This is a genomic window from Mycobacterium sp. 050272 (genome assembly GCF_039023525.1).
Classification (GTDB): domain Bacteria; phylum Actinomycetota; class Actinomycetes; order Mycobacteriales; family Mycobacteriaceae; genus Mycobacterium.
Genome location: NZ_JBCHKV010000016.1, coordinates 138,737 through 150,311, shown reverse-complemented (window position 1 = coordinate 150,311; position 11,575 = coordinate 138,737). Strand labels below are relative to the sequence as shown.

Here is an 11,575-nt window from a genome sequence, read left to right as displayed (position 1 = left end):
CGCGTTGCACAGGCGCGTGACGGGCGCCCTGGACGCGCACGCGGCGCGGCGCTTAGGTGGCCTGCAGGGTCAGCGGCGGCCCGGGGTCCGGTGACAGCGGCACGTTCTCACGCTGCATCAGCCAGCCGGCGATGTTGTGGAACAGCGGGGCCGCGGAGTGACCGGGCGTGCCGTCGGCGTTGCGGTCCGGGTTGTCCATCATGATGCCGATCACGTAGCGCGGATTGTCGACGGTGGCCATCCCGGCGAACGTGATCCAGTACACGTTGTCGAAGTAGCAGCCGCAGCCCGGGTTGATCTGCTGGGCGGTACCGGTCTTGCCGGCCATCTGGTAGCCGGGCACCGCGGCCGCGGGTCCGGTGCCCTGCTGGTAGCCCATCGGGTCGTGCTGCACGACGGCGCGCAGCATTCCCCGCACGGTCTGCGCGGTCTGCGGCGAGACCACCCGAACACCTTCCGGGCGCGCTTCTTCGGTGCGGGTGCCGTCAGCGGCGATGGTGGCCTTGATGATTCGCGGCGGTATCCGCACGCCATCGTTGGCGATCGTCTGGTACATGTCGGTCATCTGCAGCAGGGTCATCGAAAGACCTTGACCGATAGGCAAGTTGGAGAACGTGCTGCCCGACCACTGGTCGATCGGTGGCACCAGGCCGGCGCTCTCACCGGGCAACCCGACGTTGGTCCGCTGCCCCAGCCCGAACTTGCGGACCATGTCGTAAAACCGTTCCGGGCCAACGCGCTGGGCGAGCATCAGCGTTCCGACGTTGGACGACTTCCCGAACACGCCGGTGGTGGTGTAGGGCATCACGCCGTGCTCCCACGCGTCGTGCACGTTGACGCCGCCCATGTTGATCGAGCCCGGGACCTGCAGCACCTCGTCGGGGTTGGACAGGCCGTATTCGATGACCGAGGACGCGGTGACGATCTTGTTCACCGAGCCCGGCTCGAACGGCGAGGAGACCGCGAGGTTGCCCAGTTGCCGATCGCCCTGACGCCCGATGTCCTGCGACGGGTCGAAGGTGTTGTCGTTGGCCATGGCCAGCACGTCACCGGTCTTGGCGTCCAGCACGACGGCCGAAACATTGTGCGCCCCAGACATGTTCTTGGCTTGCTGAACCTGCTGCTGCACGTAGAACTGGATGTCGTCGTCGATGGTCAGCTGGACGGTCGAACCGTTGACCGCCTTGTGCCGGTTGCGGTAGCTGCCAGGAATGACCACGCCGTCCGAACCGCGGTCGTAGGTGACCGAACCGTCGGTTCCCGACAACACGGAGTCCATGCTGTCTTCGAGTCCGAGCAGGCCGTGGCCGTCCCAATCGATGCCGCCGACGATGTTGGCCGCCAGCGATCCGCCCGGATATTGGCGCAGATCCTGCCGTTCGGAGCCGACCTCGGGGTACTTGTCCGAGATCGCGCTGGCGACCGCCGGGTCGACGGCACGCGCCAAGTAGGCGAAATTGTCGTCGGTTTGCAGCTTCTTGAGCACCGTCGCATAGTCCGGCTTGTTGTTCAGCCGGCTGGAAACCTCTTTGGCGATGTCGCGCAGCCGCGCCTGCGGATCGGGAGCGGCCGGGTTCTTCTTCTTGGCCTCTTCCAATTGCTGGCGGATCTTCTTCGGCTGAAACGTCAGGGCACGCGACTCGATGGTGAACGCCAGCTGCTGGTTGTTGCGGTCAACGATGCTGCCGCGGATGGCCTTTGAGACATCGGTGACCTTGAGCTGGCCCGCGGCCTGGGCGCGCAGCTTCGGTGCGTTGGTGACCTGCAGAACGAACAACTGGGCGGCCGCCACCAGCGTCAGCGCCAAGATGACCACATTGCCGGCGCGATGACGGAAGACGAACGACGAGCCCCGGACGCTTGCCCCGACGACCTGCCGGGTGCGCCGCTGATTGGCCGAATGGCCCAGCGGCGCCTCGCCGGATTTCTTGACCTTGCGAAATCCCGTTGTTTCCTTCGTGTCTCGGTCCTGTTGCGCCTTTTCCGGCTTCCGGGCGCGGCCGGCTTGCCGGACATCCCTGGCGCCCTGTGGTTTACCCGGACCGCGCGTCGGTCGCGACCGGCGGGTGCGGCCGTCCTCGCCGCGACTCACCGGGCGAGCCCTGGCAACACGGCGGGCGGCGCGACGCTATTCGGTGCGATCGGCCCCGGCAGTCCGGGCGCGACCGGGACCGCGGCCTGCGGCGCCCGTTGCACGGGGACCGGTACTTCCGCCGGCAACGGCGCGGGAGGTACCGAAAGGGGCAGTCCACCAACGGGAATCGGCACTTCCGCAGGCACCGGAGCGACCGGCGCGGGCAGCCCCGGCATCGGCAGGCCCGGCGTGGGCATCCCTTGGGACGGCAACGGCTGTGCCGGAAGTCCTTGCGTCGGAAGTAATTGCGTGGGAAGTCCTTGGGTCGGCAGTCCTTGCGCCGGCAACCCCGGCGTCGGCAGCATACCCGGGAATTGGCCGCCGACCGGGCCACCGGGCACCCCCGGCGCGCCGGGTACCGGCGGCGCGGCCGGCGGCAGGTGCTGGCCGCCCACCGTCGTCGAACCGTCCGGAGCGCGCAGCAACGCTTCGGGCCCACCCGGCCGGCCCGGCACCAGGGCAGCACCCGGATCCGGTTGCACGCGGACCGGAACTTCCGGCGGGATCGCCGCCGGTTTGGGCGGCGGCTGCGGGCCTTCGTCGGGCAGCTTGGCGTTCAGCGGCGGCGGCGGAACGCCGTCGGCGGGCTTGGGCGTACCGACCACCACCCAGCTACCGGACGGGTCCTGGACCAGGTGCGCGGTGTCACGCGTCGGGATCATGCCCTGCTTGCGCGCGGCCTCGGCCAGCGCCGGCGCGGCCTCCGCCTCGCGCACGTCGCGTTCCAGTGCCTCCTTCTGCTGCTGCAGCATCCGGGTCTTCTCCCGCGCGGCACTCAATTGGTAGGAGCGTTCGGCGGAGTCGGTGGACAGCCACAGCGTCAGCGCCAGCCCGGCGCCGAGCGCGCCGATGATCAGCACGACGAACGGAACCTTGGCCACCCACGTCTGCGGCCGCAGGTCGATCGAGGCCAGCCGGATCGCAATTCGTTCGGTCAGCCGGGGCCGAATAACCTTGGGCGCCTTGGCCTTGCGTGCCTTGGCGCGGGCCTTGGCCTGACCGCTGCTCTTGGGGCGGGCCTTGCGCTCGACCGGCCGCGCATTCGGACTGGTCTGCGGGCCGGAATTCGACGCTCGCGCCTCGCGGCCGGTCGCCGCACCCCGCGCCGGCCGGGTGCGCCGCGCCGTCGAGTCCGCCGCGTTGCGCCGGGTCTTGCGGGCCGCGACGTCACGCCCACCGCGACGGTCGCTGCCGCCCCGGCGTTTCGGCGCCTCGCGCTTGGCTTTCGCTTTCATGAGTCGCCCTTCGTAGTCACCCGCTGCTGTGGTTGTCCCTCGGATTCCAGCCGTTGCAGGGCCCGTAGTCGCACGGCGGTGCTGCGAGGGTTACGTTCGATTTCGTCGGCGTCGGCGCGCTCGGCACCGCGGGTCAGCGATTGGAATCGCGGGCCGCCGCCGGGCAGCTCGAACGGAAGATCCAACGGCGTCCGGGAGGCCACCGCATCGGCGAACTCGCGCTTGACGATCCGGTCTTCCAGCGACTGGTAGGCCAGCACCACGATGCGCCCGGCGACACTGAGCGCGTCCAGCGCGGCCGGAATGGCCCGGCGCAGCGTGTCCAGCTCATCGTTGACCGCGATCCGCAGCGCCTGGAAGGTGCGCTTGGCCGGATGCCCGCCGGTGCGCCGGGCCGCGGCCGGAATGGCCTGATACAGCAACTCGACCAGCTCGGCGGTCGTGGTGAACGGGGTGCGGGCCCGCCAGCGGACGATGTGGGTGGCGATCCGGCGCGCGAACCGCTCCTCGCCGTAGCGGTGCAGGATGGTCGCCAGCTCGGCCTCGTCATAGGTGTTGACGATCTCGGCCGCGGTCAGCGGCGACGACGGATCCATCCGCATGTCCAGAGGCGCGTCCTGGGCATAGGCGAATCCCCGCTCGGCGCGGTCGAGTTGCATCGAGGAGACGCCCAGATCGAACAACACCCCGTCGACCGATTCGTGTGCGGCATAACCGCATTCGGCCAGCGCCTCGTCGATGCCGTCATACCGCGTGTGCACCAGGGTGATTCGGTCGGCGAATGGCGCCAGCCGCGCGCCGGCGATCTCCAGCGCGCTGGGATCGCGGTCGAGGCCGATCAGCTTCAGACCCGGAAGGTCGGTCAGGAATCGTTGCGCGTGGCCGCCCGCGCCGAGGGTGGCGTCGACGAGCACCGCGCCCGACCCGTCGGGGTGTTGGCGGGTCAAGGCTGGGGTGAGCAGTTCGACGCAGCGCTCCAGCAGCACGGGTACATGCCCGAAGTCCTTGTCAGCCACCGCAACACCTCCCCGGGTCTGGAGAAACTCGTCAGAACGAGGGACGGCCTTAGAAAGACGCGCCCCTGCACCGAGGTCCCTGTCCGAAGTTACGAACCAGGCGTTGGGGAAGTACGCCAGGGTCGGTTCGGGCAGAGGCCACGATGCACGGGCATGCGCCTCAGATGATGTCGCCGAGTGCTTCATCGCTGGCCGCGGAGAAGTTCTCTTCGTGCGTTTGCTGGTAGTCCTGCCAGGCCTGGGCATCCCAGATTTCCAGGTAGTCGACCGCACCGATCACCACGCAGTCCTTGGAGAGGTTCGCGTAGCGCCGGTGGTCGGACGACAGGGTGATGCGGCCCTGGGCGTCGGGATGCTGCTCATCGGTTCCGGCGGCCAGATTGCGCAGGAACGCCCTGGCCTCCGGGTTGCTTCGAGACGTCTTGCTCGCCCGGCGGGCCAGCTGCTCGAATTCCGCTCGCGGGTAGACGGCGAGGCTGTGGTCTTGGCTCTTGGTGACCATCAACCCCCCTGCCAGCGCGTCGCGGAACTTGGCGGGCAACGTCAGTCGCCCTTTGTCGTCGAGCTTGGGCGTGTAGGTGCCGAGAAACACCAGCTCACCTCCTGTCGAGGCCGGTTCTCGGCTCGCCCAAACACTTCAGCCACCATACCCCACAGTCCCCCACTTTGCCCCATAAAAGGGGTGTCGCGGGGGTGTTTCGCTGCTGATCTGCCACTACCGGCACGTCTGGCCGCATCCGAAGGACGCCGAGCTCGTCTCGCGACCCGCTCATGAGCCCGCAAACCCCCACTTCACGGGCTTAAAACCGGCGCGTGGGGACCGGTGGGGCAAGAGGTGGGGCGCAGTGGGGCACCGCCCACATACCGAAGACTCGATTGGGACTCAATCGGGAATCAGCGGCGCGACACAGCGAGAACGGGTGGCACCAAAAAACGGGGCAGCCGTTGGCTACCCCGTCTGGTCTGGCGTCCGGTTAGTCGTCGAAGCGGCGGCGGAAGCGATCCTCCATGCGGCTCGTGAACGAGCCCCCGCCACCCTTGTTGCGGCGTTGGCGCGAGCCCTGCACCGGCCCAGGCTGGTTGGGGCGCCCGGACATCCGTGGGCCGGTGATGGCGAACACCACACCACCGAACATCACAATGAAGCCTACGACGCTGAGAATCGGGAAGCTGCCAATCATCGTGGCCTTGAACGCCACGCCGGAAACCAGCATCGCCAGACCGATAACGAAGAGCGCCGCACCCTGCAGACGGCGCCGCGCGGTCGGTGCGCGGAACCCCCCACCCCGTACGCTCGAAGCGAACTTGGGATCCTCGGCGTAGAGAGCGCTCTCGATCTGATCGAGCATCCGCTGCTCATGATCGGAGAGTGGCATTCGTCCCTCCTTGCCGACAGACTGACACGTAACTATCGATAGCACGCGGATGCCCATTGTATGGGCAACTAAGTCAAATGATACGAGGTCAATCTGACCCGTACCACTGGTTCGTCCGCGATTCTATCTCCGTTGCTTCCCGACAATCATCGGGCCGCAACGCCGATGCGTTACAACACCCTTGCCGAAACCGACGCAGCGGCCGGCTGGTTGCCACCACCGCCCGTCCGCCGATCGGTCCCGGACCCGATAATGGCGATACGGGCACGGGGCCGACGACGACCGCAGTGCGCCAGGCCCGCTCACTGCGACGAGGAGGACAGCGCGAGTTGGCGATATTCCTCATCGATCTGCCGCCGAACGATATGGAGCGCCGTCTCAGTGAGGCCCTCGGGGTCTACGTCGACGCGATGCGCTACCCGCGCGGTACCGAGAATCAGCGTGCGGGCATGTGGCTCGAACACATCCGCCGGCGCGGTTGGCAGGCCGCGGCCGCGGTCGAGGCGGACGCGGCCGAGGGCGCCGGTGTGCCGTCGGCGTCCGAACTCAGCGATGCGCCGCTGCTCGGGGTGGCCTACGGCTATCCCGGGGCGCCGGGCCAATGGTGGCAGCAGCAGGTTGTCTTGGGCATGCAGCGCGGCGGTCTGCCGGCTCACGAGATCGCGCAGCTGATGAACAGCTATTTCGAACTGACCGAACTGCACATTCATCCGCGCGCCCAGGGCCGCGGCATCGGCGAGGCGCTGGCCCGCCGGCTGCTCGCCGGCCGCTGTGAGCGCAACGTCCTGCTCTCGACGCCGGAAACCAACGGGGAGGCCAATCGAGCCTGGCGGTTGTATCGGCGACTCGGCTTCAACGACATCGTCCGCCGCTACCACTTCGCCGGTGACCCACGGGCATTCGCGATCCTGGGCCGCTCGCTGCCGCTCTGACGGCACCGCCCGGCGCACCGGCAGGCCGACGACGTGGGCAAGCGTCACACCTGATCTGGCACGATAACCTGGTGCGCGCCAGCTCTCCCCCACGCCGACGTCGAGCAACCACTCGCGTGCTGGCCATCGCGATGCTGATGCTCCTGGTTCCCCTGGCGACCGGATGCCTGCGGGCCAGAGCCTCGCTGACGATCTCGCCCGACGACCTGGTGTCCGGGGAGATCATCGCGGCGGCCAAACCGAAGACGCCAAAGGACACCGGCCCGCAGCTGGACACCAACAACCTGCCCTTCAATCAGAAGGTCGCGGTGTCGAACTACGACAGCGACGGCTACGTCGGGTCGCAGGCGGTGTTCTCCGACCTGACGTTCGGGGAGTTGCCGCAGCTGGCGAACATGAACTCCGACGCGGCCGGCGTCAATGTCTCCCTGCGCCGCAACGGCAACGTGGTGATCCTGGAAGGCCGCGCGGATCTGACGTCGCTGACCGACCCGGATGCCGACGTCGAGCTGACCGTCGCCTTTCCCGGCGTCGTGACGTCGACCAACGGCGACCGCGTCGATCCCGACGCCGTGTCGTGGAAGCTCAAGCCGGGCGTAGTCAGCACGATGACCGCCCAGGCGCGCTACACCGATCCGAACACCCGTTCCTTCACCGGCGCCGGGGTATGGCTGGGCATCGCATCGTTCGCGGCGGCGGGCGTGGTCGCGCTCCTGGCCTGGATGAGCCGGGACCGCTCGGAGCGGTTCACCACCCCGGGCAATCAGCCGCCGAGTTAGACGCGCTGGGCCGGCGACCAGTAATCGATCATCTCGGCGAAGGTCGCAAAGGCCGGGCCGGACAACCCGTACGTCGCCTCCAGGTGAACGCTCAGCGGAAAACCAAGCTCGGCGACGCCGTCGATCACCCGCTTGTACAGGTCGAGCATCATCTGGCGCTTCTGCGGCGGTTCGCGACCCGCCAGCTGCTTGACGAACTCCTGCTCGGCGGCCACCGCGGCATTGCCCGGATCCTGGATAAGCCAATTGATCAGCCCGGTTTTGTTCTCCATCTTCGGCACGAAGCCGAACGACAGCAAGATCTCGGGCCGGTGATCGGTCGTCTTGGCGAACTCGGTCAAAAAGCCCACGATCGCATCGGAATACAGCAACTGGGTCATGCCGTAGGTGGCGCCCCGGTCGCACTTGAAGTTGAACCGGCCGTGTTCACCCTCGCGGGTCGGGATCAGGATCACGCCGCGGTTGGGCACCAGGTCGCGATAGATCGACAGCGCGTCGGTCGGCGCGACGCCGGAGCCCTCGCCGTCGTTCATCGTGCGCGGGACGCCGACGAACACGACGCCTTCCATGCCGGACTCGGTGAGCGAAGTCAGCCGCCCACGCAGCGTCGATTCGTCCAAGAACGCGGTGACCTGCGTGCAGAGGCCGCTGATCCCCGGCAGTTCGGGCTTGATCACCGACCAGAAGTCCAGGACGTCGAACTTTGGCTTCATCGCGATAGGACGGTCGTCGTCCTCGGCGATGATGCCGGGAATCATCACATGACGGATGCGGCCGGCCAGACCGGATTCCGCGGAGTACTGCAGGACCTTGCGCGCCTCGTCCAGCGCCCGCTCCCGACCCTCGTCCACGTTCGGCGGCACCAGCTCGAGCGCGACGGTGTTGAGAGTCACGCGGCTCCTTTCCCTCGGACGAACAGCACCTCGCCAGCATAGGGGCGCCGGGTTACCGCCCGGCCTGGCGGGGACCGGCGGTCATGGGGAGACGGCCATCACTATGACGGCGAATACACTGGTCGGGCCTAAAGAACACCGGAGCATGCCGAGGGAGAAAGGGGCGCCGCGCTGAGCCTGAAAACCCCAGCAGCAGCGGCAACCGTCGAGTTGACCGGCGCGATCGGCGAACAACTTCGCCGGTACCTGCACGCGCGGCGTGCGGAGACCGCCTACATCGGCGCCGACTACGCCGCGTTGATCTCCGCGCTCGAAGACTTCGTACTCAACGGGGGCAAGCGGCTACGGCCCGCCTTCGCGTATTGGGGATGGCGCGCGGTGGCCGACGCGGAACCCGACGCGCACGTGCTGCTGCTGTTTTCCGCGCTGGAGCTGCTGCAGGCCTGCGCACTGGTTCATGACGACGTCATCGACGACTCCGCCACCCGCCGGGGCCGGCCGACGGTGCACGTCCACTTCGCTGCGACGCACCGCGACCGCCAGTGGCGGGGCTCGGCGGAGCGGTTCGGAATCTCGGCGGCCATCCTGCTCGGCGACCTCGCCCTGGCCTGGGCCGACGACATCGTGTTCGGCGCCGACCTGCCCGCGGATACGCAGCGCCGGGTCCGGCGGGTCTGGGCCGATATCCGCACCGAGGTGCTCGGCGGGCAATACCTCGACATCGTCGCCGAAGCCAGCGCCTCGGAGTCGATCTCGTTGCCGATGAACGTCGCCACGTTCAAGACGGCGTGCTACACCGTGACACGACCGCTGCAGCTCGGCGCCGCGGTCGCCGCCGACCGGCCCGACGTGCAGGCCATCTTCGACCGGCTCGGCACCGACCTGGGCGTGGCGTTCCAGCTGCGCGACGACGTGCTGGGCGTATTCGGCGATCCGAAGGTGACCGGCAAGCCGTCGGGTGACGATCTGCGCTCCGGCAAGCGCACCGTGCTGCTGGCCGAGGCAATGGAGTTGGCGGATAAGTCAAACCCCTTGGCGGCCAGCCTGTTACGGAGTTCCATCGGCGCACCGTTGACCGAGTCCCAAGTGGCCGAGCTGCGCGACGTGATCGAGTCGGTGGGTGCGCTGGCCGCGGTCGAGCAGCGCATCGCCACGCTGACCCAGCGGGCGCTGGCCGAGCTCGCCGCCGCTCCCGTCAGCGATGCGGCCAAGGCGGGGCTCTGCGAACTGGCCAGGATGGCCACCGACCGGTCCGCCTGAGCCGATGACCACACCGGACACCGGAGCGCCCGCAGCGAAAAGAACTGTTGCGCAGCGATTTTCGGAGCTGAAGGAGTTCGCCTCCGCACCGCAGGCCCGCACCGCCAAGCTGGGCTTCCTGGGTTCGCTGCTGATCACCGCCGGCGGGCTGGGGGCCGGAAGCACCAAGCCACACGACCCACTACTGGAGTCAATCCACATGTCATGGCTGCGATTTGGCCACGGGCTGGTGCTGTCGTCGATCATGCTGTGGACGGGTGTGGCGCTGATGCTGATCGCGTGGCTGGCACTGGGCCGCCGCGTGGTAGCCGGCGAAACCACCGAATTCATGATGCGCGCCACCACCGGTTTCTGGCTGGCGCCGCTACTGCTCTCGGTGCCGGTCTTCAGCCGCGACACCTATTCCTACCTGGCCCAGGGCGCGCTGCTGCGCGACGGTTTCGATCCTTATGCCGTTGGTCCGGTGGCGAATCCGAATGTGTTGCTGGACAACGTAAGCCCGATTTGGACGATCACCACCGCTCCGTATGGTCCGGTGTTCATCCTGATAGCCAAGCTCGTCACGGTGGTGGCCGGGAATCACGTGATCCTCGGCACCATGCTGCTGCGGTTGTGCATGCTGCCGGGCCTGGCGCTGCTGATCTGGGCCGCTCCCCGACTGGCTCACCACATCGGCACCAGCGGCGCGACCGCGTTGTGGATTTGTGTGCTGAACCCGCTGGTGCTGATCCATCTGATGGGCGGGGTGCACAACGAGATGCTGATGGTGGGTTTGATGACCGCCGGTGTCGCGCTGACCTTCGCCCGCCGCCACGCCCTGGGCATCACCCTGGTCACGATCGCGGTGGCGGTCAAAGCCACCGCGGCACTGTCGTTGCCGTTTCTGGTCTGGGTGTGGATGCGGCACCTGCGCGACCAACGCGGCTACCGCCCACTGCGGGCCTTCGCGACGGCCACCGCGATGGGCCTGGTGATCTTCGTCGCGGTGTTCGCCATCTTGTCCGCGGTGGCCGGCGTCGGCCTGGGCTGGCTGACCGCGCTGGCCGGCTCGGTGAAGATCATCAACTGGCTGACCGTGCCGACGGCCGCTGCGAATGTGATCCATTGGGCCGTCAACGGTTTCGTCCCGGTCAACTTCTATGCCACGCTGCGCGTCACCCGCTTCATCGGCATCGTGATCATCGCGGTGTCCCTGCCGCTGCTGTGGTGGCGCTACCGTCGCGACGACCGGGGCGCGCTGACCGGGATGGCGTGGTCGATGCTGATCGTGGTGCTGTTCGTGCCGGCCGCCCTGCCGTGGTACTACTCCTGGCCGCTGGCGGTGGCTTCCCCGCTGGCGCAGTCGCGACGGTGGATCGCGGTCATCGGCGGGCTCTCGACCTGGGCCATGGTGATCTTCAAACCCGACGGGTCGCACGGCATGTATTCCTGGACGCACTTCGGGCTGGCCACGGCGGCCGCGCTGATTGCCTGGCGGGCGCTGTACCGCGCCCCGGAAGCGCCCGCTGAACAGGCCGAAGAGCCGCTGGCCGTGTAGTAGGCCGCTCAGTACGCCATGGCCTGGGCCCGGCGCAGCACCTCGCGGGCCTGATGGGCGTGCAACGCGTCGACGGGACGAGCGTTGCTGAGCGCATCCCGGCTGCCGTCGCGCGTCACCGTCAGCGACGCATCGGGGGTGAACAGCCAGCGGACGATCTCGGTCTCGTGATAGCCGCCGTCGTGCAGGATCGTCAGCAACCCCGGCAGGCTTTTGACCACCTCGCCGGAATTTGTGAAGAAGACCTGCGGTATCACCACGCCCCCGGCGCGTCGCACCGCAAGCAGGTGACCTTCTCGCAGCTGCTGCTGCACCTTGCTCACCGGCACGCCGAGCAACTCGGCGACCCGGGGCAGGTCGTAGGTTGGCTCGTCGGGATCCAGAACATCGTCGCCGGCCGGAATGCTGCCCAC

At 67.9% G+C, this 11,575-nt stretch carries 11 protein-coding genes; 4 read left to right on the top strand and 7 right to left on the bottom strand.

What is annotated here, in order from left to right:
- Nucleotides 1–52 precede the first annotated feature (52 nt).
- The 5 genes from AAHS21_RS25090 to AAHS21_RS25070 form a co-directional block, all read right to left on the bottom strand.
- Nucleotides 53–2,092: a penicillin-binding protein 2 gene (locus AAHS21_RS25090; RefSeq protein WP_342930231.1), complete on the bottom strand. Its 2,040-nt coding sequence runs from the start codon at nucleotides 2,090–2,092 to the stop codon at nucleotides 53–55.
- Nucleotides 2,089–3,369: a hypothetical protein gene (locus AAHS21_RS25085; protein WP_342930230.1), complete on the bottom strand. Its 1,281-nt coding sequence runs from the start codon at nucleotides 3,367–3,369 to the stop codon at nucleotides 2,089–2,091. The genes AAHS21_RS25090 and AAHS21_RS25085 overlap by 4 nt, the downstream gene beginning before the upstream one ends.
- Nucleotides 3,366–4,571 carry a 16S rRNA (cytosine(1402)-N(4))-methyltransferase RsmH gene (rsmH, locus tag AAHS21_RS25080; protein WP_342930229.1) on the bottom strand — a complete coding sequence of 402 codons (1,206 nt, stop codon included), beginning with the start codon at nucleotides 4,569–4,571 and terminating at the stop codon, nucleotides 3,366–3,368. The genes AAHS21_RS25085 and rsmH overlap by 4 nt, the downstream gene beginning before the upstream one ends.
- Nucleotides 4,546–4,977, bottom strand: a complete 432-nt coding sequence (gene mraZ, locus AAHS21_RS25075; RefSeq protein ID WP_067233643.1) for a division/cell wall cluster transcriptional repressor MraZ — start codon at nucleotides 4,975–4,977, stop codon at nucleotides 4,546–4,548. The genes rsmH and mraZ overlap by 26 nt, the downstream gene beginning before the upstream one ends.
- Nucleotides 4,978–5,359: 382 nt before the next feature.
- On the bottom strand, nucleotides 5,360–5,761 hold the full coding sequence (locus AAHS21_RS25070) for a DUF3040 domain-containing protein (protein ID WP_342930228.1): 402 nt from the start codon (nucleotides 5,759–5,761) through the stop codon (nucleotides 5,360–5,362).
- A gap of 329 nt (nucleotides 5,762–6,090) precedes the next feature.
- On the opposite strand from AAHS21_RS25070, the gene AAHS21_RS25065 reads away from it, so the two are divergent.
- Both AAHS21_RS25065 and AAHS21_RS25060 read left to right on the top strand, forming a co-directional pair.
- Complete coding sequence (locus AAHS21_RS25065; RefSeq protein ID WP_342930227.1) at nucleotides 6,091–6,693, top strand: N-acetyltransferase; 603 nt, start codon at nucleotides 6,091–6,093, stop codon at nucleotides 6,691–6,693.
- 131 nt (nucleotides 6,694–6,824) lie between these two features.
- On the top strand, nucleotides 6,825–7,472 hold the full coding sequence (locus tag AAHS21_RS25060) for a DUF3153 domain-containing protein (protein WP_090609195.1): 648 nt from the start codon (nucleotides 6,825–6,827) through the stop codon (nucleotides 7,470–7,472).
- Here the strand turns inward: AAHS21_RS25060 and AAHS21_RS25055 are convergent.
- Nucleotides 7,469–8,365 carry a mycobacterial-type methylenetetrahydrofolate reductase gene (locus tag AAHS21_RS25055; protein ID WP_342930226.1) on the bottom strand — a complete coding sequence of 299 codons (897 nt, stop codon included), beginning with the start codon at nucleotides 8,363–8,365 and terminating at the stop codon, nucleotides 7,469–7,471. The genes AAHS21_RS25060 and AAHS21_RS25055 overlap by 4 nt on opposite strands.
- Nucleotides 8,366–8,575: 210 nt before the next feature.
- Here AAHS21_RS25055 and idsA2 point away from each other — a divergent pair, with 210 nt between their 5' ends.
- Together idsA2 and AAHS21_RS25045 are read left to right on the top strand one after the other, a co-directional pair.
- Nucleotides 8,576–9,625 (top strand): bifunctional (2E,6E)-farnesyl/geranyl diphosphate synthase, encoded by a 1,050-nt coding sequence (gene idsA2 / locus AAHS21_RS25050; RefSeq protein WP_342930225.1) that lies wholly within the window; start codon nucleotides 8,576–8,578, stop codon nucleotides 9,623–9,625.
- A 4-nt stretch (nucleotides 9,626–9,629) separates the two neighbouring features.
- On the top strand, nucleotides 9,630–11,162 hold the full coding sequence (locus AAHS21_RS25045) for an alpha-(1->6)-mannopyranosyltransferase A (protein ID WP_342930224.1): 1,533 nt from the start codon (nucleotides 9,630–9,632) through the stop codon (nucleotides 11,160–11,162).
- 8 nt (nucleotides 11,163–11,170) lie between these two features.
- Here AAHS21_RS25045 and AAHS21_RS25040 read toward each other — a convergent pair whose 3' ends face one another.
- Nucleotides 11,171–11,575 carry an Rv2175c family DNA-binding protein gene (locus tag AAHS21_RS25040; protein ID WP_096288606.1) on the bottom strand — a complete coding sequence of 135 codons (405 nt, stop codon included), beginning with the start codon at nucleotides 11,573–11,575 and terminating at the stop codon, nucleotides 11,171–11,173.